The sequence below is a fragment of the Sphingomonas sp. genome, from assembly GCF_035998645.1.
Lineage (GTDB): Bacteria > Pseudomonadota > Alphaproteobacteria > Sphingomonadales > Sphingomonadaceae > Sphingomonas.
Genome location: NZ_DASYHL010000005.1, coordinates 188,882 through 209,169, shown reverse-complemented (window position 1 = coordinate 209,169; position 20,288 = coordinate 188,882). Strand labels below are relative to the sequence as shown.

Below are 20,288 nucleotides of genomic sequence, written 5' to 3'. Positions count from 1 at the left end.
CAAGAACGGGGCCAGTCGCCCGCCCCCTCCTGTGGGCACTGGTGGGGTGCTCGACCCGTCCCATTATGAAGCAGCAAAGTGTCACGACAGCACCGTTTCGAGACACCACCAGTCAGGATGTTCGTCCGTCAAACGGTCGGCTGCGGCCCGGCACGAAGTTGCGTCGGCAAAGGTCGTGAAGCAGGTCGCGCCCGATCCGGACATGCGGCACAATTGCGCGCCCGGCTGAGCGGCGAGCCATGCGACCGTGTCCGCGATTGAAGGAGCGACCGTCAACGCGGGCGGATACAGGTCGTTACGGCCCGCTTCAGCGCGCTCAAGCAGCGAGCCAGTGTCCGGCATCGGCCCTCGATCCACTTGGTTCCACGCGCGAAACACCGCCCCGGTCGAAACCGCCACCCCCGGATTCACCAGCAACACCGACACGCCCGGCGCGCCGTCGATCCATTCCAGTTGCTCGCCGCGCCCGGTTCCGATTGCGGTCCGCCCATAGAGGCACGCTGGAACGTCCGACCCCAGCCCATCGGCCACAGCAAACAACCGAGGATCATCGATCGACACACCCGCACGCCGCGCCAACAGCCGCAGCGTCGCCGCAGCATCCGCCGACCCGCCGCCTAGTCCCGATGCGACCGGCAGGCGCTTGTCCAGGATGATCCGCCCCGGCGTCGCCACCCCGAACGCAGCGCCGAACGCGTCGCGCGCGCGCGTCACCAGATTGTCGCCCTCATCCGAGAGCGCCGCACCGAACGGCCCTTCGACCGCAAAGCCCTCGCCGTCCGGGTCCAGCCGCACGACATCACCGTCGCGCACGAACGCGAACAGCGTCTCCAGTTCGTGATAGCCATCATCCCGCCGCCGCCGCACGTGCAGCGCCAGGTTGAGCTTGGCCGGAGCGGGCTCGATCAGGATCAGTTTGCCGCCATCCTCTGCACGACGCCATCAGCCAGCTTCGTCGCCAGCCGCGCCTTCTGTTCACCATCGGCATAGATCGATGCCGCGCGCCAGGCATAGCGCGCCTCGAACCGCCGCCCGGCACGCCAATAGGCGTCGCCAAGATGCTCGTTGATTGTCACGCTCCCCGGCTGACCCTGCGCTGCCTGTTCCAGCAGCGGCAGCGCGCGGGCGATATCGCCGCTGCGATAATAACCCCAGCCGAGCGAGTCGGTGATCGCGGGATCGTCGGGCCGCAGTCGGTTTGCCAGTTCAAGCAACCCGACCGCCTCCGTCAGATTCTCGCCGCGCTCGACCTGCGCATAGCCCAGATAATTGAGCGCCACCGGCTCGTCCGGCGCCAGTTCCACCGCCTTGCGAAGATGCGGCAGCGCCGCCGCCCAGTTCCCCGATCGCTCAAGCGCGCCGCCGAGCTGCAAATGGTGGATCCAGGTCGCGTCCGCGCCAGCCCGCTCGAGCGCGTCGGCATAGAGCGGCGCCGCCTCGCCATCGCGCCCTTGATCGGACAGGATATCGGCATAGCGCCGCACGTCACGCTCGCTCGCCCCGCGCGCTGTCGCAAGCGATTGCGCGAGCGCCAGCGCTTGCGCGGGATCGCCCTGCTTGCGGCGAAGCTCGATCCGCTCGGCCTGCGCCGCGCCGTAAAAGGGGCTGGTAGGTCTGATCGATCCCAGCACCAGTTGCGCGCGGTCGAACGCGCCCTCCCCACCCAGCGCCGCAGCAAGCAACAGCCGCGCGCGATCGTCGCTTGGATCGAGCGACAGCGCTGCACGCGTCAGCAGGATTGCAAGCGTCTGGGTTTCCTGCCCGCCAAGGTCGGCCGCGAGGCGGGTCAGCACGCGACTCGTCGCGAACGCGGTGCCGGGCCGCGCGCCAACCAGCCCGTTGCGCAGCCCCACCATCGTCGGATCGTCGCCGGCCAGCAGCTCGCCCGCCAGCCGCCGCTCACCAATGCCGGCGAGCAGGCTTGCCGCGTTCCAGCGCAGGTCGATGCTGCCGGGGTCGGTCCCCATCGCCGCGCGCAACGCCGCAATTCCTTCGTCGCGACGCTTCGACGCGAGCAGCAGCAAGGCGCGATGCTCGGCAATGTACCGGCGGCTCAGCCCGCTTTCGCTGGCACCGTCGAGGATCGGAAACGGATCGCCACCGCGATCAAATGCAACCCATGCACGCAGAACTGGCGTCAGGAAATCGAGCGGCCCCGCCCCAATCCGCCCGAGCGCATCATCGATGGCCAGCTTGTCCCGCGTGCGCACCGCATCGGCAAAAGCGAGGATCGCGGTATCCGGCGGCGCAACGTCCGATCGCACGAGCACTGCCGCCGCGCGCCGCGCCAGCACCAGATCGCCCGCCGCCAGCGCGTTGCGATAGGCACGAATCGCCACCACCTCATCGCCCGGTGCAGCCGTCAGCGCCGCAGAATAACCCGCCGCGGCAGCATCAACCGCACCGTCCGCCGCCGCCGCACGCGCCTTCACATATTCGCCTAGGTCCGCGCGGGCGGTTCCGGGCAGCGCCAGAGCAAGTACCGCGATCGGCAGGACGAGATGCTTACATGTTGGGATAGTTCGGACCTCCGCCGCCCTCGGGGACGACCCAGTTGATGTTCTGCGTCGGATCCTTGATGTCACAGGTCTTGCAGTGGACGCAATTCTGCGCGTTGATCACGAACTTCGGGTCGCCCGTTTCCTCGCCGACAATCTCGTAAACGCCCGCCGGGCAATAACGCTGCGCCGGCTCGTCATACATCGGCAGGTCGTAGGCGACCGGGATGTCCGGGTCCTTCAGCGTCAGGTGGACCGGCTGGTCCTCCTCATGGTTGGTGTTCGACAGGAACACCGACGACAGACGGTCGAAGGTCAGCACGCCATCGGGCTTGGGATAGTCGATCGGCTGGACCAGATCCTTGCGCCACAGGCTCTCATGGTCCGGCTTGTGACCGAGCGTGAAGGGCATTTTGATGCCCCAGCTCTCAAGGAACATGGTGACGTTGGCGAGGCCCGATCCGACGAGATCGCCGAACTTCTTGACCAGCGGCACCACGTTACGGACGATGCTCAGCTCCTTGTAGAGCCAGCTCGCCGCGAACGCTTCGGGATAGGCGGTCAGTTCGTCGCCCGAACGATCAGCCGCAACCGCAGCGAACGCTGCCTCGGCCGCCATCATCCCGCTCTTCATCGCGCCATGCGTGCCCTTGATCCGCGGCACGTTGAGGAAGCCCGCGCTATCGCCGATCAGCGCGCCGCCCGGGAACACCAGCTTGGGGATCGACTGCAACCCGCCATCGCTGATCGCCCGCGCGCCATAGCTGACGCGCTTGCCGCCCTTGAGCAGCTCCGCGATCGCCGGATGGGTCTTCCAGCGCTGCATCTCCTGAAACGGCGAGAGATAGGGGTTGGAATAGTTGAGCCAGGTGACGAAGCCCAACGCCACCTGCCCGTTCGCCTGATGGTACAGGAACCCGCCACCATTCGACCCGGCGGTCTCGTTGAGCGGCCAGCCCTGCGTGTGGATCACCCGGCCCGGCTCATGCAGCGCGGGGTCGATGTCCCACAATTCCTTGACGCCAAGGCCATAGATTTGCGGCTCGACACCCTCGCACAGCGCGAACTGGCGCTGGACCTGCTTCGACAGATGTCCACGCACGCCCTCGCCAAACAGCGTGTAGCGCGCATGCAACTCAAGCCCGGGCTGATAGTCATGCTTGCGCGTGCCGTCACGCGCCACGCCCATGTCGCCGGTCGCGACGCCCTTCACCGACCCGTCGTCATTGTAGAGGATTTCGGCGGCGGCAAAGCCGGGGAAAATCTCGACCCCCAGCCCCTCCGCCTGTTCAGCCAGCCAGCGGCACAGGCTACCGAGGCTCCCGGTATAGGTGCCCTGATTGTGCATGAACTTGGGCGTGATGAAGTGCGGGATCGCCCACTTGCCCTTTTTCGACAGCAGCCAGTGCTGATTGTCGGTTACCGGCACCTGCGCCAGCGGGCAGCCGGACTCGCGCCATTCGGGAAGCAGTTCGTCGAGCGCCTTGGGATCGATCACCGCACCCGACAGGATATGCGCGCCGACCTCGGACCCTTTTTCGAGCACGCACACGGCGATCTCGCGGCCCGCTTCATTGGCCAGCTGTTTCAGCCGGATCGCCGCCGCAAGGCCCGCCGGCCCCGCGCCCACGATCACCACGTCATACGGCATCGACTCGCGTTCGCTCACTTCCTGTCTCCTCTCGGAACACCGGCGTAACATCTCGTCGTGTGTCCGGCGCATTCTGTCCCTGCCCCGATGAAGGCAGATTGACGCTGGCGTCAAGGCATGACTCTGTGGGTTTATGGGTATTGAGGGGGTCATGGACTGGCGGGCCGAAGCCGCAAGCGCACTCAACTGGTGGCGCGATGCGGGGGTCGATGTGCTGGTCGAGGACGATCCGCGCGACTGGACCGCGCGCCCTGCCCCTACGGCACAGCCCGAAACGCCGGGCCGCCCGGTCCCATCCGGTCCGGAACCCGAAGCCCCGCTGCCCGCGACGATCGAGGCGTTTCTCGACTGGCGCTATGGTTCGGGCGCTCCGGAAGCCGCGACAGGCGAACCGCTCGCCCCGGCAGAGGGTGATCACACGGCGCCGCTGATGGTCGTCACCGACCTGCCGGAGTTCGACGGCGCCGCTCCTGCATTGCTGGATGGCGCGGCAGGCAAGCTGTTCGACCGGATTCTCGCGGCGATCGGCCAATCGCGCGAGTCGATCTATCTGGTCTCACTCTGCGCCACCCGACCGATCACGGGGCAGGTGCCGCGCGACCTCGACGAAAAACTTGGCGAAATCCTCCGACACCACATCGCGCTTGCGGCCCCGCAACGTCTACTTCTGCTCGGCCAGGCGACGAGCCGTGCCGTTCTTGGGACTGACGCCGACAAAAATCGTGAAGGTTTAACGCCATTTAACTATTCTGGCGGAAAATCGGACGTCGTCGCCATTCGCCACCCGCGCTTCCTGCTGAACAAGCCGGCGGCGAAAGCCGACGCCTGGAAAGACCTGCAATTGTTAATCGGGGGGCAGAGCCTGTGACTGCGCGTATCCTGCTAGCCGCCTGCGTCTTGATCGCGCCGCTGATGGCGCACGCCTCGGACGAGCGTATCCCGTCGAGCGTCGACCGGCGCGAAGCGAGCGACGGCGTCCCCGCTCAGCTGTCGCGCGAAGAGCGCGAGGCATATCGCGCCGTCTTCGCCGCGATCCGTGAAGCGCGCTGGGCCGACGCGCAGATCAAGCTCGCCGCGATGCGCCCCGGCCTGCTTCACGCAACCGCCCGCGCCGAACTCTACCTCGCCAAAGGATCGCCCAAGGTCGAACTACCGCAATTGATGGAAGTCCTGGGCGAAGGACCGCAATTGCCGCAGGCCGATCAGATCGCCCGCCTCGCCAAGCTGCGCGGCGCGACTGAGTTGCCCGCACTGCCCGTCGCGCAGCGGATGATCTGGCATGCCGGCGCGCCGATCCGCAAACGCTACCGCTCAGCCAAGTCGGATGCCGCCGCAGCGCAGGTCGCCGCTGCGATGACCCCGCTGGTCAAGCTGGACGACGCCCCCGGGGCCGAGGTGCTGATCGACACCCGCGCCGCCGATCTTGACCCCGAAACGCTGACCGAATGGCGCCAGCGGGTTGCGTGGATGTATTACACGATCGGTCGTGACGCCGATGCGCGCCGCGTCGCTGCGCTCGCTCAGACCGGCAGCGGTGAGTTCGCTCCGCTCGCCGACTGGGTACAGGGCCTTGCCGCATGGCGTCAGAATGACTGCGTCGGTGCGCAGGCCGCGTTCACTGCAGTCGCGCAGCGCGCTGCGGATACCGAAAAGCGCACCGCCGGGCTTTACTGGGCTTCGCGCGCCGACATGGCATGCGGCCGCCCGGACCTCGTCAGCGCGCGCCTCAAAAGCGCGGCGCAGCATGACGAGACCTTTTACGGCATGCTCGCGCGTCAGGCGCTGGGCATGAAGGAAGCGCCCGTCCGCGCCGAGAAGTTCGTCGCTACCGACTGGAAGGCGCTCGACCGCCGCCCCAATGTCCGCGTTGCGGCGGCGCTGGCCGAGATCGGCGAGGATGCGCTCGCGAGCGAGGTCATCAAGCACCAGTCGAAAATCGGCGACGCGCGCGAACACGCCTCGCTCACGCGCCTCGCCGGACGGCTCGGCCTGCCCGCGACGCAGCTGTGGCTGACGCATAACTGCCCGGTCGGCGCGCGCCCGGTCGAGGAAGCGCGCTATCCCGCGCCCGACTGGACCCCCGATGGCGGCTGGCGCGTCGACAAGGCGCTGGTGTTCGCCCACACGCTTCAGGAATCGCGCTTCGACGCCAAGGTGCAGAGCCCGGCCGGTGCATATGGCCTGATGCAGATCATGCCCGCCGCCGCCACCGACATCGCCCGCAAGCGCGGCGTCAGCATCGGTCGCGCCGACCTCACCCGCCCCTCGACCAATATCGAGGTCGGCCAATCCTATATCGAACAGCTGCGCGACCAGGCCTTTACCGGCGGCCTGCTGCCTAAGGTGATCGCCGCCTACAATGCCGGGCCAACCCCGGTGACCAACTGGAACGTGCAGATCCGCGACAAGGGCGATCCGCTGCTCTACATCGAGAGCATCCCCTATTGGGAGACGCGCGGCTACGTCATGACCGTGCTCCGCAACTACTGGATGTATGAGAAACATGCCGGGCGCGAGAGCGGCAGCCGTGCCGCGATGAGCCAGGGGCTGTGGCCCAAGGTGCCGGGCAGCAACGGCGCGGCGGCAGTGCGCATGACCGCTTCGGTGCCGCAGGACGATCGTGTGACCGGTGCCAATTGACGACAGCATCGCGTTCCGGCCGGTCCGGATCGCAGTCCTCACCGTCTCCGATACCCGGACCCACGCGGATGACCGCTCGGGCGACACGCTGGTCGAACGGCTAACCGGCGTCGGCCATGAACTGGCCGACCGTGCGATCGTCCGCGACGACCCAGACCTGATCGTCGGCAAACTCCATGCATGGATCGATGACGCGCGGGTCGACTGCATCATCACCACCGGCGGCACCGGCGTCACCGGCCGCGACGTCACGCCCGAAGCATTAGAGCGCGTCGCCGACAAGATGATCCCGGGCTTTGGCGAGCTGTTCCGATTCCTCAGCTATGCCAAGATCGGCACCTCGACCATCCAGTCACGCGCCACCGCCTGCGTCGCGCGCGGCACCTATATCTTCGCGCTTCCCGGCTCCACCGGCGCGGTCAAGGACGGCTGGGACGACATCCTCGCCACCCAACTCGACATCCGCCACCGCCCCTGCAATTTCGTCGAACTGATGCCGCGCCTGCGCGAGGAATAGCGCTCAGCCGCACCACGCGATGACTGCGCCGAGCGCCACATCGACGCCCACGCGCTGCCACAGCCACCATCCGCCTGCGAGCAGCGCGGCGACGCCGATCAGCGCCAGCGCCTTCACGCCGCCACCTCACGCAGCCGCGCGACCGGCCGCTCGGAAATCGGCAGATGGACCAGCGCCGCAATGAAACCGAGCGCGACCGACGCAACCCAGATGCTGTCGTAACTCCCCGTCAAGTCGAACATCAGCCCGGCGATCCACGCGCCGCAAAAGCTGCCCAGCTGATGCCCCAGGAACACGATCCCGTAGAGCGTCGAGAGGTAGCGCATGCCAAATATCTGGCCGACCAGTCCGCTGGTCAGCGGCACCGTGCCGAGCCACAGGAACCCCATCGCCGCCGCGAACAGCAACGCGCTCATCGGGGTCAGCGGCGCGGCGAGGAAGGCGATCATCACCACGCCCCGCGCGGCATAGAGCGCTGCGAGTAACCCTTTCTTGCTCCACTTGCCGCCCCACACGCCGAACAAATAGGACCCGAAGATGTTGAACAGCCCGACCAGTGCCAGCGCATTGGCGCCGATCGCCAGCCCCAGTCCCTTGTCGGTCAGATAGGCCGGGAAGTGCGTCGCGATGAACGCGACATGGAACCCGCAGACGAAGAAGCCGGCGTTGAGCAGCCAGAACCCACGATGCCCCGCCGCCTCGCCCAGCGCCTGACGCAACGTCTGCCCCTCGCCGCCGGCCTGCGCTCCCGCCGCCTGCGGCTTGCCCGAAACACCAACCGCAAGCGCCAGCATCACCGCGATCAGCCCCGCCAGCGCGACCAGCGCCATCCGCCAGCCCAGCTCGCCGATCAGCAGCTGTCCCGCTGGCACCACCAGAAACTGCCCGAGCGATCCTCCGGCGGTGACGATGCCGAACGCCATGCTGCGGCGCTCCGGCGTCACGACACGCCCGACCGCGCCGAGCACGACGACGAACGTGGTCGCCGACAACGCCATCCCGACCATCAGCCCGAACGATAGATGCAACCCGATCGCGCTCCCCGCGAATGAGGCGGCAATCAGTCCGGCGGCGTAGAGCAACGTCCCGCCCGCCACCACGCGCCCCGCGCCATGCCGGTCCGCCAACGCGCCGACAAAGGGTTGGGCCAGCCCGAACAGCAGGTTCTGAAGCGCCAGCGACAGGCCGAAACTCGATCGCCCGATGCTCAGGTCAGTGCTCATATCGGGCAGGAACAGCCCGAACGCCTGCCGCACGCCCATTGCGATCGTCACGATCGCCGCAGCGCTGAAGATCACCCAGCCTGTACGCTTCATCCGGCCCTCCACGGCTTCAAGCCGCCCCGCTAGGCTTTTCGTGGCGGTTCGACCAGTCCGGTCACCGGGAAAGTGTGGGGCACGCATAGCGTTCTTGTTTTGTTTCGCGCATCAGTTATACTCGCAGCATGGCCGCCCCCCGCCCCGTTCGCGGCGCGACGCACAATCGCGAAAGCACCCGCTTCGCCCTCCCGACGCGGGAAGCGGACGGTGACTGGCTGGACGCGCGCGGCGATATTGACGGCGCGCCGCCACCGCTCCGCACCACCGTCACGGTCGAGCATTCCCGCACGATTTTGTCGCGCAACCAGTCGCCCGACATCCCCTTCGACCGGTCGGTGAACCCCTATCGCGGGTGCGAGCATGGCTGCATCTATTGCTTCGCGCGGCCAACCCATGCCTGGCATGACCTGTCCCCCGGCCTCGATTTCGAGACGAAGCTGTTCGCCAAGCCCGACGCCCCCGCCCTCCTCCGCGCGGCGCTGGGCAAGCGCGGCTATGACTGTCAGCCGATCGCGTTCGGCACCAACACCGATCCCTATCAGCCGATCGAAGCAACCTGGCGGATCACGCGCGGCTGTATCGCGGTGCTGGCGGAATGCGACCACCCGATCACCATCACCACCAAATCCGACCGGGTGACGCGCGACATCGACCTGCTCGGGCCGATGGCGGCAAAGGGGCTGGCGGCGGTGATGCTCTCGATCACCTCGCTTGATCCCATGGTCGCGCGCACCGTCGAACCGCGCGCACCGCACCCCGAACGCCGCCTCGCCGCTGTGACAAAGCTGCGCGCGGCGGGCATTCCGACCTTTGTTTCGCTCTCCCCGATCATCCCCCAGATAACCGATCACGAGGTCGAGCATATCATGGAGCGCGCGGCGCAGGCGGGGGCGCTGGGCTGCTTCTACCTCCCCGTCCGCCTGCCGCACGAGGTCGCACCGCTGTTCCGCGCCTGGCTCGATGAGCATTTCCCCGACCGCGCGGCAAAGGTGATGGCGACGATCCAGTCCCTGCGCGGCGGGCGCGACAATGACCCGAATTTCCACACGCGCTTCCGCGGGCAAGGCCCCTGGGCCGACCTGCTGCGCACTCGTTTCAGGATCGCGGCGAAGCGGTTCGGGCTCGACCAGCCCTTTCCCCCGCTCCGCCGCGATCTGTTCCGCCCGCCTGCGGGGGATCAGGGAGAGTTGTTTTAGAAGCCCATCCGCCCCTGCCCTCCCGGCTTCGCCGCCACCTCGGCCCGCAACAGGTCGATCAGCCGGGCCGGATCGGCCTTTCCGAACCGCAACTGCCGCCGCACCACCGCAAAGTCGCCCGGAGTCAGCCCCGCAACCTCAATCAGGTCTGCCGGAGCGGGAAACCCAAAGAACCGCTCGAACGCCCGTGCGGCCCGCGCGCAACCCAGCGGACCCAATTCCAGCTTGAACACAAACCGACGCAACGCCGCTGGGTCGAGCCGCCCTTTATGATTGGTCGCGGCAACGACCGGAAGCGGATGCCGGTCGAGCCACGTCAGCAGCTCGTTGACCTGCGTCACCTCCCAGCTCGCCTTGGCGGTGCTGCGGTCGAACAGGATCGACTCCGCTTCGTCGAACAGCAACAGCGCCTCACGCCGTTCCGCCTCGGCAAATGCCTCGGCAATGTTCGCCTCGGTCTCGCCGACCCATTTGGACAACAGGTCCGACGCGCGCTTGACGATCAGCGGCCGCTCCATCGTGCGTGCCAGATGCGCGGCAAGCTCAGTCTTGCCCGTCCCCGGCGGCCCGGTGAGCAGCAGCGAGACGTCGGCTGGAGCATCCTGGGCGGCGATGGCAGCGACCAGTGCGGCGATGTCGCAATCCCCCTCGTACAGGTCGAGGTCGATCGCCCGATCCGCCGACCGCACGATCCGCCCGTTACGCAACGCCCCGACAAGCGACCGCGCCGCGAGCATCGCGTCGTCAGTCCCACCCGCCAGCTGCCCCGCCCGCGCCGCAACGCGGGTGATGCTGGCCGTCTCGGGCGCGGCATCGGCAAGCGCGCCGAATTCCGCCGGCAACACCAGCTGCTCGTCCTGCGCGATCCGCTCGATCATCGCCGTCGCGCCCTTGCCCGCGGGCGGGTCGAGTCGCAGCACGAAGCTCATCCGCCGCAGGATCGCCGGATCGATATTGCCGACCGCATTGGTGGTCCAGATGACCGGCACGGCGTTGGTCTCGATCTGGCGGTTGACCCACAGCTTCGACCCGCGCCGCCCGCGCATCCAGTCGCCATCGCCCGGGTCGGCGTCGCCGATCAGATCCTCCATCTCGTCGAACAGGAGGGCCGATCCGCCGCGCGCGGCGAGCATCCGCTGCGCTAGCCGGAGCGCCGAGACCCGCTCGCTGCGCGTCGGCTCCTCGCCATATTCATCGCTCTCGCCGACGCTGAACAGGCTCGCCCCCGCCGACGCCGCCAGCGTGCGGGCAAGTTCGGTCTTGCCCGTGCCCGGCGGCCCATGGATCAGCACGTTGATGCCCGAAGCGCGTGCGGCAATCGCGCAGGCCAGCAGCCGGATGAGGAAGTCGACCTCGCCCGCGACCCGCGCAAAGTCGCCCGGCACCAGCCGCGCGTGCTGGCGCGGCCCGATCACCGCTTCGAGCAATTCGTCATCCGTGCCGGGGCCGCGTTCGAGCACGCGCTCGAGCGTCCAGCTGCACTCGACATCGACGCCACCGCCGCGCCGGTCGTGCAGGCTGACCAGCCCGAGCCGTACCGGCGCAAGCCGACGCACCGCGAGCGGATCGACGCCCGCAATGCCTGCGACGACCTCCCCAAGGTCCATTTCCTGATCAAGCAGCAGGCGCGACAGCGTCCGCGCATGACCGCAGCGCTCGATCGCCACAATCGCGAGCAGCGCGCGGATGTCGGCTTCGCTGAGCCCGAGCGCCGCGCCCAGCCGCGCGGCCATCTCGATCGGGCGTGCGTATTCTACCGCCGGAGTTTCCGCCTCCGCCGCCAACAATTTCAACTCGCGCCAGCCCAGCTTGCGCACCGGCGCGCCGAACAACCAGCGCGCATGCGCCTTCGCCCAGCCCAGCACCGCCTTGGCAAGCGGCGACGTGGCGGGAACGTCCCGCCCGGCCCGCACCAGCATGGCGCGGACCACATCATGTTCATGCAACATAGCCCATCCCAGCCGGGCGCAAGGCACGCGCCATGGCCCCGGTTCAAAGTCATCGATTTCGGGATTTGCGCGGGGATGCCATCACCCCCGCTTCGCCTGGGCAGGCGTTACGGAAGGGTGCTGGCGATACCCAGGGCAAAGCCCATTATTCGGTATTGATCCAGCAATGATCGTCTCCAATCAGGCACAGGGACGCCCCCTGTGCTGGCGGGCCATTAGCCCGGATGTTCGTTTCGCGCAAGAACAGACATTGATGCGTGCGTAGCTTCACTTGCCTCACAACGCATGCTGGGCGATGTTCGACGGATGGCGAAGCGGTATTGGCCCGGACTATATTGGTGGCGGCATGCCGCGCTCTATGGTGCATTGCTCGCCGTCGGCGCCGCGACCTTGCAGTGGCTCGACTATCGCTGGCTGGCACGGACGCACTCGACCGAACTCTACCTTTTGCTGGTCGCGTCGGTTTCCTTGCGCTTGGCCTCTATGTCGGAGCGCGCGTGATTGGACGCCCGCCACCCGCGCGCGCGCCGGGTAATCCACAGGCGCAGGAGTCGCTTGGCATTAGCGGGCGTGAAATGGCGGTGCTGACCGAACTTGCGGCGGGCCATTCGAACAAGGAAATTGCCCGGCGGCTCGACGTGTCGCCGAACACGATCAAGACCCATGTTGCACGCATGTTCGAAAAGCTCGGTGCACGCCGCCGCACCGATGCGATCGCGCGGGCGCGCGAACTGGGGCTGCTGTCCTGACCGCTTTTCGGGTGATCGGGGGCAAATCACCCCTTTGGGCGATTGCCCATCACGGTTCCCGACGCCCAGTTCGCGCAACCTGAACCGAACGGGAGGACTCATATGCAGCGCATCATCCTGGCCTACGGCGTGATCGCCGGTTTCGTCGTCGCCATTCCGTTATTCCTGATGGGCACGTTGATGGCGGACAACCCGCCAACCGGCTGGATCGGCATGGCGATCGGCTATCTGATCATGCTGATCGCCTTCACCGCGATCTTCGTGGCGGTGAAGCGGCATCGCGACGATCATGGCGGCGGCGTCATCCGCTTCCTGCCCGCCTTTGGCATGGGGGTCGCCATCGCGCTGATCGGCAGCCTGTTCTACGTCGTCGCATGGGAAGCCGTGCTGGCGATCAATGGCAGCGACTATATCGCCCAGATGAGCGCGAAGATGCTGGAAGAGCAGCGCGCGGCGGGCGCGACCCCAGCCGAACTCGCTGCGTTCCAGGCTCAGATGGCACAGATGCAGGAGCTCTACGCCAACCCGCTGTTCCGCATCCTGATCACGCTGACCGAAGTGCTGCCGGTCGGGCTACTGGTGGCACTGGTCGCCGCGCTGCTACTCCGTAACCCGCGTTTCATGCCAGCGCACGCTGCCGAATGAACAACGAGGGGGCGGGCCGGAAACCGACCCGTCCCGTCACGCCGCCGCGAACTGGAAGTCGCGATATTGTTCGCGCAGCGCAATCTTGAGCAGCTTGCCCGTCGCGGTGTGGGGCAATGACTCAACGAAGTGGATCTCGTCGGGCAGCCACCATTTCGCGACCTGCATCGCCAGATGCGCCTGGATCTGTTCAACCGTGACCTCGCTCCCCGGCTTGCGGATCACCAGCAACAGCGGCCGCTCATCCCATTTGGGATGATGGATGCCGATCGCCGCCGCCTCGGCCACGCCGGGGCAACCCACGGCGGCATTTTCCAGCTCGACCGAGCTGATCCACTCGCCGCCGGACTTGATCACGTCCTTGGCGCGGTCGGTGATCTGCATGATCCCGTCGGGGTGCACCACGGCGACATCGCCAGTATCGAACCAGCCATCCTGCGTCAGGCACGGGCCATTCGTGTCCTGGAAATACTGTTTGATGATCCACGGCCCGCGGATCTGCAGCCGCCCGGAACTCACCCCGTCGCGCGGAAGCACAGCGCCGTCATCATCCACCGTGCGCAGCTCGACGCCGAACGGTGCGCGGCCCTGGAACACGGTCTTGTCGACCTTGTCCTCGAAACTCAGATCGTCCCAGTCATGCGTCGGCGCGCCCATCGTTCCGATCGGCGAGGTTTCGGTCATGCCCCAGGCATGGTTGACCCGCGCACCCATCTTCATGATCCGCTCGATCATCGCGCGCGGCGCGGCTGAGCCGCCGATGGTCACGACCTTCAGGTGCTGCGGCGCTTCACCGGTCTCGTCCATATGCTGGAACATCGCGAACCACACGGTCGGCACGCCTGCCGTATGCGTCACGCGCTCGCGGTTCATCAGGTCGCATAGTGTCTTGCCGTCATTCACCGCCGACATGACCAGCTTCACGCCCGCCATCGGCGCTGCAAAGGGCAGGCCCCAGCCCACCGCGTGGAACATCGGCACCACCGGCAACACCACCGACTGGGTCGACAGGTCGAACACCGCCGGCTGAAGCTCGGCCATCGCATGGATCATCGACGAGCGGTGGGTGTACAGCACCCCCTTCGGATTGCCGGTCGTGCCGCTGGTGTAGCAGAGCATGCACGGCTCCCGCTCGCCGCCCTCGACCCAGGTGTAATTGCCGTCTTCGGCACCGATCACCGCCTCGAAACTGTCCGGGCCGTCGCCATCGAACACGATATAATGCTCGATCGTCGTCCATTGCGGCTTCAGCTTGTCGATGATCGGCTGGAACATCCGGTCATAGATCAGCACGCGGTCTTCGGCGTGATTGGCGATATAGGCGAGCTGATCCTCGAACAGCCGCGGGTTGATCGTGTGGATCACGCCGCCCATCCCGATCGTCCCGTGCCACGCGACCAGATGGCGGCTGTGGTTCATCGCCAGCGTCGCGACGCGATCGCCCGGCTTGATCCCCCGCCGCTCCAGCGCCTGCGCCAGTTTGCGCGAATCCCGCGCGATCCCGGCCCAGTCGGTGCGCGTCTCGCTGCCATCGGCCCAGCGGCTGATGATTTCGCGCGATCCATATTCGCGCTCGGCATGCTCGATCACCCGAGGTACCCGAAGCTCGAAATCCTGCATCGCACCCAGCATCACACTCTCCTTGTTCCGCGCGGGTTTCCGCGTCCGTAAACCCATCCTGCGGGTTCGAAAGCGCAGATGCAAGGGAGGAGCGTCAGCTTGCGAGCGCCAGCCTCGGTTGCGCGGTCGGCTTGAGCTCAGCCCGCTCGACCCCCGGCAGCCCCTCGATCCGCGTCGCCAGTTCGCCGTCGAGCCGGAAATTGCGCCCCAGCACCAGCTCCGCCTCACCGCCATCAGGCAGCGGCGCATCGACCACCACTTCGCACCGCCCGCCGCGCGCATCTTCCAGCAACTTGGCGACCGCCGCCAGCGTGCCGGGCTCGCGCACCGCCATGCGCAGGGTCAGCCGCACGTCCTTGGCCATGCCCTCGAACGGCTGCACCTTGCGCACCGTCACCCGCGCGCTGTCCTCACCCGCCCGCCGGTCGAGTTCGACGGTCAGGATGCCGCAGCCGCCAATGCGCGCCGCATCCTCCATCTCCTTGGACGTATGCTCCTCGAAACAGGTGCACGGCACCGTCCCGCTGGCATCCGAGAGCGTCGCCATCATGTAGCGTTTGCCCCGCGCCGAGGTGCGCCAACGCGCATCCTCGATCAGCGCCGCGATCGTCGCGCCCGCGCGGCCGCCCTCGGCGATCTCGATCTCGTTGAGGCTGGCGATGCTGCGCGCCGAATGCAGCTTGGCGAGATGCTGGTAGCGGTCGAGCGGATGCGCCGAGAAAAAGAAGCCGAACGCCTCCTTCTCCGCCTCGATCCGCTGGCCCAATGTCCAGTTCGCGCTCTTGGGCAACTGGATCGCCGATCCCACCGGCTCGGCCTCACCGAACAACCCGCCCTGCCCGCTGGTGCGGTTTTCATGCGTACGCTGTGCCACCGCCATGATCGTCTCGGCGGCGGCATGGACCTTGGCGCGATCCGGCGCGACGCTGTCGAACGCCCCCGCCCCGGCCAGCGCCTCGACCTGCCGCTTGTTGAGCAGGCGCGGATCGACCCGCCGCGCGAAATCATCAAGGCTCTGGAACCGCCCCTTGGCCTGCCGCTCCTCGACCAGCAGCTCCATCGCCTTCTCGCCCACGCCCTTCAGGCCCGCGAGCGCATAGCGGACGGCGAAGCCCTCTTGCGTCTCCGCGACCGAAAACTCCGCCTCGCTCGCATTGATGTCGGGCGGCAGACACGGCGTGCCCAGCCGCTTCATATCCTCGACGAACACCGCCAGCTTCTCGGTCTGGCCAAGTTCGAAGCACATCGACGCGGCATAGAATTCGTGCGGATAATGCGCCTTCAGCCACGCCGTGTGATAGGCGAGCAGCGCATAGGCCGCCGCGTGCGACTTGTTGAAGCCGTAGCCCGCAAACTTGTCGATCAAGTCGAACAGCTCGTTGGCCTTGGCCTCGGAGATATTGTTCATCTTCGCACAGCCCTCGACGAACAGCGCGCGCTGCGCGTCCATCTCGGCCTTGATCTTCTTGCCCATCGCGCGGCGCAGCAAATCCGCGCCGCCCAGCGAATAGCCGGCCAGAATCTGCGCGGCCTGCATCACCTGTTCCTGATAGACGAAGATCCCGTAGGTCTCCTGAAGGATGCCCTCCAGCAACGGGTGCGGATATTCGATCGGCTCGCGCCCGGCCTTGCGCGCGCCGAACATCGGAATGTTGTCCATCGGACCCGGCCGATAGAGCGAGACGAGCGCGACGATGTCGCCGAAATTGGTCGGCCGCACCGCCGTAAGCGTGCGCCGCATGCCTTCGGATTCGAGCTGGAACACGCCCACCGTCTCACCGCGCTGGAGCAGTTCGTACACCGCCGGATCGTCCCAGCCGAGCGCCGCGAGATCGATGCTGATGTTGCGCGCGGCGAGCAGGTCGACCGCCTTTTGCAGCACCGACAGCGTCTTGAGGCCCAGGAAGTCGAACTTCACCAGCCCGGCGCCCTCGACATATTTCATGTCGAACTGCGTCACCGGCATGTCGGAGCGCGGGTCGCGATACAGCGGCACCAGCTCCGCCAGCGGCCGGTCGCCGATCACCACGCCCGCCGCGTGGGTGGACGAGTGGCGCGGCAACCCTTCCAGCCGCATGGCAAGGTCGATCAGATGACGGACATCGGTCGCGCCGTCATACTCGGCCTTGAACTCGCTCACCCCGTTCAACGACCGCGACAGCGTCCATGGGTCGGTCGGATGGTTCGGCACCAGCTTGGCCAGGCGGTCGACCTGGCCATAGCTCATCTGCAGCACGCGCCCGGTGTCCTTGAGCACCGCGCGCGCCTTCATCGTTCCGAATGTGATGATCTGCGCGACCTGATTGCGCCCATATTTCGCCTGAACGTAGCGGATCACCTCGCCACGCCGCGTTTCGCAAAAGTCGATGTCGAAGTCGGGCATCGACACGCGTTCCGGGTTGAGGAATCGCTCGAACAGCAACCCCAGCGCCAGCGGATCGAGGTCGGTGATCGTCAGCGCCCACGCCACCACGCTGCCCGCGCCCGAGCCGCGCCCCGGTCCCACCGGGATCCCGTTCGCCTTGGCCCATTTGATAAAGTCCGCAACGATCAGGAAGTAGCCCGGAAACCCCATCTGGACGATGATGTCGGTCTCGAACGCCAGCCGGTCGAAATATTCCTGCCGCTTCACCGGATCGGTAATCCCGGCATAGGCCAGCCGCGCCTCCAGCCCGGCGCGCGCGTCGTCGCGCAGCTGCGTCGCCTCACCCTCGATGTCGCCGGCAAGGCTGGGAAGGATTGGCTTGCGCCTCGGCGCGGCAAAGGCACAGCGCTGCGCCACGACCAGCGTGTTGTCGATCGCCTCGGGCAGATCGTCGAACAGCCGCTTCATCTCGGTCGCGGGCTTCATCCACGCATCGGGCGAGGAGCGCTGGCGATCGTCGCTCGCGACATAGGCGGAACCGGCAATGCACAGCATCGCGTCGTGCGCCTGATGGAAATCGGGCACCGAATAACAGGCCGGGTTGGTCGCGACGATCGGGATGCCACGGGCATAGGCCAGCTCGAGCAAGCGCGGCTCGGCGCGCGCCTCGACCTCGTCCAGTCGCCGGACGATCTCGATATACAGCCGGTCGCCGAACAGCCCCTGCAGCCGGTCGGCATAGGCCAGCGCTGCCTCGTCCTGCTCCTCGGCGAACAGACGCGTCAGCCCGCCCTCGCGCCCGGCAGTCAGCGCGATCAGCCCGTCGGTGCGCCCGTCCAGCGCCGAGAACGGGACATGCGCGTCCTTCTCGATCGGGCGGTCAAGATGCGCCATCGACACAAGGTGGCAGAGGTTTTCGTAGCCCGTCGCATCCTGCGCCAACAGCGCCAGCCAGTCGAGCGGCGGGGTAACGCCATCGGGCATGTCGGGCCGCTCGACGCAGAGCAGCGACCCGATGATCGGCTGTACCCCCGCCTTCTTGGCGGCGTCGGAATAGGGCATCGCGGCATAGAGCCCGTTGCGATCACACAGCCCCGCCGCCGGAAACCCCAGCTCACGCGCTCGCGAAGCAATCGCCTTGGGCTCGATCGCGCCCTCCAGCATCGTGTAGGCGGAGAAGATACGGAGGGGGACAAAGCCGGAATGGGGCATGGCCCGTTATATGGCCGCGATCGCTCAAGGGCAAAGCGGCCGATCGCGTTTTCCACAGTTAAAATCGCCCGCTCCACGGCGGGGAGAGCGGCCTCGCGGCGCGATGGCGACGCGGCAATGGTGAAGCCACCGCGCGCCGACCATCTGTTACGCCAGCAGAGCCGTCCCCTGCGCCAGGCTCAGGGGACGGCTCTGCATGTCCTCTAATCGTCGATATTCTTCCGGAACGTCTCAGGCAGGAACAGCAGCCCGACCACGAGGGTCAACCCGGCGACCACGATCGGATACCACAGACCGTAATAGATATCCCCGGTCGCCGCGACCATCGCGAAGGCTGTCGTCGGCAGGAACCCGCCGAACCATCCATTGCCGATATGATAGGGCAGCGACATCGACGTATAGCGGATCTTGGTCGGGAACAGCTCGACCAGCATCGCCGCGATCGGGCCATAGACCATCGTCACCAGCAGCACGAGCCAGGTGAGGATCGCCACCACCAGCGGCTTGTTGATCTGCGCGGGGTCGGCCTTCGACGGATAACCGGCATTGGTCAGCGCCGCCTTCAACTCGCCCTGAAACGCCGTGATCGCAGCCTTGCGCTCGGCAGCGGTGACCTGCGCCGGATCGGGTGCGGTGAAGGTCGCCTCACCCACCTTGACCTGCGCGATCGCCCCGACCGGTGCCTCGACCGAGCTGTAGCTGATCGCATTCTTGGCAAGGAACGCCTTGGCGATGTCACAGCTCTTGCTGTCGAACTTGTTGCCGCCGACCGGATCGAACTGCAGCGAGCAATCCGCGTCGTTGGTCACCACCGTAACCGGCGCGGTCGCGGCGGCACGGGCGAGCGCCGGATTGGCCGCCGACGACAGCGCCTGGAACGCCGGGAAATAGGTCAGCACCGCGAGCGCGCAGCCGGCCATGATGATCGGCTTGCGCCCGACCTTGTCCGACAGCCAGCCGAAGAAGATGAAGAACGGCGTGCCGATGGCGAGCGCGATGGCGATCAGGATGTTGGTGGTCGCACCATCGACCATCAGCATCTTTTCAAGGAAGAACATCGCGTAGAACTGGCCGGTGTACCAGACCACCGCCTGCCCCGCGACCGCGCCGAGCAGCGCGATCAGCACCAGTTTGAGGTTGCCCCATTTGGCGAACGCCTCGGTCAGCGGCGCCTTCGACGTCTTGCCCTCGGCCTTCATCTTGGCGAACACTGGGCTCTCTTCGAGCTGCATCCGGATCCACAGCGACACGCCGAGCAGGATGATCGAAACGAGGAACGGCACGCGCCAGCCCCAGTCGCGGAACGCCTCTTCGCCGACCAAGGTGCGGGTGCCGATCACGACGAGCAACGCTGCGAACAGGCCGAGCGTCGCGGTCGTCTGAATGAAGCTGGTGTACAGGCCGCGCCTGTTGTTCGGCGCATGCTCCGCGACATAGGTCGCCGCACCGCCATATTCGCCGCCCAGCGCAAGGCCCTGGATCAACCGCATCAGGATCAGCAGCACCGGCGCCGCAACGCCGATCGTCGCATAGGACGGCAGCAAGCCGACGACGAAGGTCGCAAAGCCCATCAGGCCCATCGTGACGAGGAACGTATTCTTGCGCCCGACCAGATCGCCGATACGCCCGAACACCAGTGCGCCAAACGGCCGCACCGCAAAGCCCGCCGCAAATGCTGCGAGGGCAAAGATGAACCCGGTCGTCTCGTTCACGCCCGAGAAGAACTGCGCCGAGATGATCGTCGCCAACAGCCCGTAAAGGTAGAAATCATACCATTCGAACACCGTGCCCAGCGACGAAGCGGTGATGACCAGCTTTTCGCTTTGCGTTGCCTTGTGATGCTTGGGCACGTCGCCCGCTTCGGTGGCCATCGGCCGCACTCCCCTATGTCGTTATCCCCCGCGCGCGGTGCCGCGGACAGCCTGTC

The 20,288-nt window shown here is 66.7% G+C and carries 15 protein-coding genes; 7 read left to right on the top strand and 8 right to left on the bottom strand.

Translation table 11 applies throughout. The features are described from left to right. Positions 1 to 81: 81 nt before the first annotated feature. The 3 genes from VGN66_RS14635 to VGN66_RS14625 all read right to left on the bottom strand — a co-directional run bounded on the left by VGN66_RS14635 (position 82) and on the right by VGN66_RS14625 (position 4,167). On the bottom strand, positions 82 to 912 hold the full coding sequence (locus VGN66_RS14635; RefSeq protein ID WP_327520275.1) for a 4-(cytidine 5'-diphospho)-2-C-methyl-D-erythritol kinase: 831 nt from the start codon (positions 910 to 912) through the stop codon (positions 82 to 84). Further along, positions 912 to 2,432: a tetratricopeptide repeat protein gene (locus VGN66_RS14630; RefSeq protein ID WP_327519556.1), complete on the bottom strand. Its 1,521-nt coding sequence runs from the start codon at positions 2,430 to 2,432 to the stop codon at positions 912 to 914. Before VGN66_RS14630 ends, VGN66_RS14635 begins: the two co-directional genes overlap by 1 nt. A gap of 73 nt (positions 2,433 to 2,505) precedes the next feature. Then, on the bottom strand, positions 2,506 to 4,167 hold the full coding sequence (locus VGN66_RS14625; protein ID WP_327519555.1) for an electron transfer flavoprotein-ubiquinone oxidoreductase: 1,662 nt from the start codon (positions 4,165 to 4,167) through the stop codon (positions 2,506 to 2,508). A 115-nt stretch (positions 4,168 to 4,282) separates the two neighbouring features. On the opposite strand from VGN66_RS14625, the gene VGN66_RS14620 reads away from it, so the two are divergent. From VGN66_RS14620 to moaB, 3 genes are read left to right on the top strand one after another with little or no spacing between them, the layout of a single operon-like run. Beyond that, the gene (locus VGN66_RS14620; RefSeq protein WP_327519554.1) at positions 4,283 to 5,017 is read left to right on the top strand and encodes a uracil-DNA glycosylase family protein; all 735 of its coding nucleotides are present in this window, start codon (positions 4,283 to 4,285) and stop codon (positions 5,015 to 5,017) included. Continuing rightward, entirely contained in the window at positions 5,014 to 6,789 is a 1,776-nt protein-coding gene (locus VGN66_RS14615) for a lytic transglycosylase domain-containing protein (RefSeq protein WP_327519553.1), read from the top strand. Before VGN66_RS14620 ends, VGN66_RS14615 begins: the two co-directional genes overlap by 4 nt. After that, complete coding sequence (moaB, locus tag VGN66_RS14610; protein WP_327519552.1) at positions 6,779 to 7,306, top strand: molybdenum cofactor biosynthesis protein B; 528 nt, start codon at positions 6,779 to 6,781, stop codon at positions 7,304 to 7,306. The genes VGN66_RS14615 and moaB overlap by 11 nt, the downstream gene beginning before the upstream one ends. A gap of 113 nt (positions 7,307 to 7,419) precedes the next feature. Here moaB and VGN66_RS14605 read toward each other — a convergent pair whose 3' ends face one another. After that, positions 7,420 to 8,622, bottom strand: coding sequence for an MFS transporter (locus VGN66_RS14605; protein ID WP_327519551.1), 1,203 nt, complete (start codon positions 8,620 to 8,622; stop codon positions 7,420 to 7,422). 128 nt (positions 8,623 to 8,750) lie between these two features. Between VGN66_RS14605 and VGN66_RS14600 the strand changes: the two genes are divergently transcribed. Further along, the gene (locus VGN66_RS14600; RefSeq protein ID WP_327519550.1) at positions 8,751 to 9,821 is read left to right on the top strand and encodes a PA0069 family radical SAM protein; all 1,071 of its coding nucleotides are present in this window, start codon (positions 8,751 to 8,753) and stop codon (positions 9,819 to 9,821) included. On the opposite strand, the gene VGN66_RS14595 is transcribed toward VGN66_RS14600, so the two are convergent. Further along, positions 9,818 to 11,770 (bottom strand): AAA family ATPase, encoded by a 1,953-nt coding sequence (locus VGN66_RS14595; protein WP_327519549.1) that lies wholly within the window; start codon positions 11,768 to 11,770, stop codon positions 9,818 to 9,820. The two genes, VGN66_RS14600 and VGN66_RS14595, sit on opposite strands and share 4 nt — an antisense overlap. A gap of 306 nt (positions 11,771 to 12,076) precedes the next feature. Between VGN66_RS14595 and VGN66_RS14590 the strand changes: the two genes are divergently transcribed. From VGN66_RS14590 to VGN66_RS14580, 3 genes are all read left to right on the top strand, one after another. Next, positions 12,077 to 12,271 (top strand): hypothetical protein, encoded by a 195-nt coding sequence (locus VGN66_RS14590; protein WP_327519548.1) that lies wholly within the window; start codon positions 12,077 to 12,079, stop codon positions 12,269 to 12,271. Further along, positions 12,268 to 12,519: a response regulator transcription factor gene (locus VGN66_RS14585; protein ID WP_327519547.1), complete on the top strand. Its 252-nt coding sequence runs from the start codon at positions 12,268 to 12,270 to the stop codon at positions 12,517 to 12,519. The genes VGN66_RS14590 and VGN66_RS14585 overlap by 4 nt, the downstream gene beginning before the upstream one ends. A 102-nt stretch (positions 12,520 to 12,621) precedes the next feature. Next, positions 12,622 to 13,164 carry a DUF4199 domain-containing protein gene (locus tag VGN66_RS14580; protein ID WP_327519546.1) on the top strand — a complete coding sequence of 181 codons (543 nt, stop codon included), beginning with the start codon at positions 12,622 to 12,624 and terminating at the stop codon, positions 13,162 to 13,164. 36 nt (positions 13,165 to 13,200) lie between these two features. Here the strand turns inward: VGN66_RS14580 and VGN66_RS14575 are convergent, their stop codons facing one another. The 3 genes from VGN66_RS14575 to VGN66_RS14565 form a co-directional block, all read right to left on the bottom strand. Then, positions 13,201 to 14,796: a long-chain fatty acid--CoA ligase gene (locus VGN66_RS14575; protein ID WP_327519545.1), complete on the bottom strand. Its 1,596-nt coding sequence runs from the start codon at positions 14,794 to 14,796 to the stop codon at positions 13,201 to 13,203. Positions 14,797 to 14,878: 82 nt separating this feature from the next. Further along, positions 14,879 to 18,361 carry a DNA polymerase III subunit alpha gene (gene dnaE / locus VGN66_RS14570; RefSeq protein WP_327519544.1) on the bottom strand — a complete coding sequence of 1,161 codons (3,483 nt, stop codon included), beginning with the start codon at positions 18,359 to 18,361 and terminating at the stop codon, positions 14,879 to 14,881. 203 nt (positions 18,362 to 18,564) lie between these two features. After that, positions 18,565 to 20,232, bottom strand: a complete 1,668-nt coding sequence (locus VGN66_RS14565) for an MFS transporter (protein ID WP_327519543.1) — start codon at positions 20,230 to 20,232, stop codon at positions 18,565 to 18,567. Between the last annotated feature and the right edge of the window lie 56 nt (positions 20,233 to 20,288).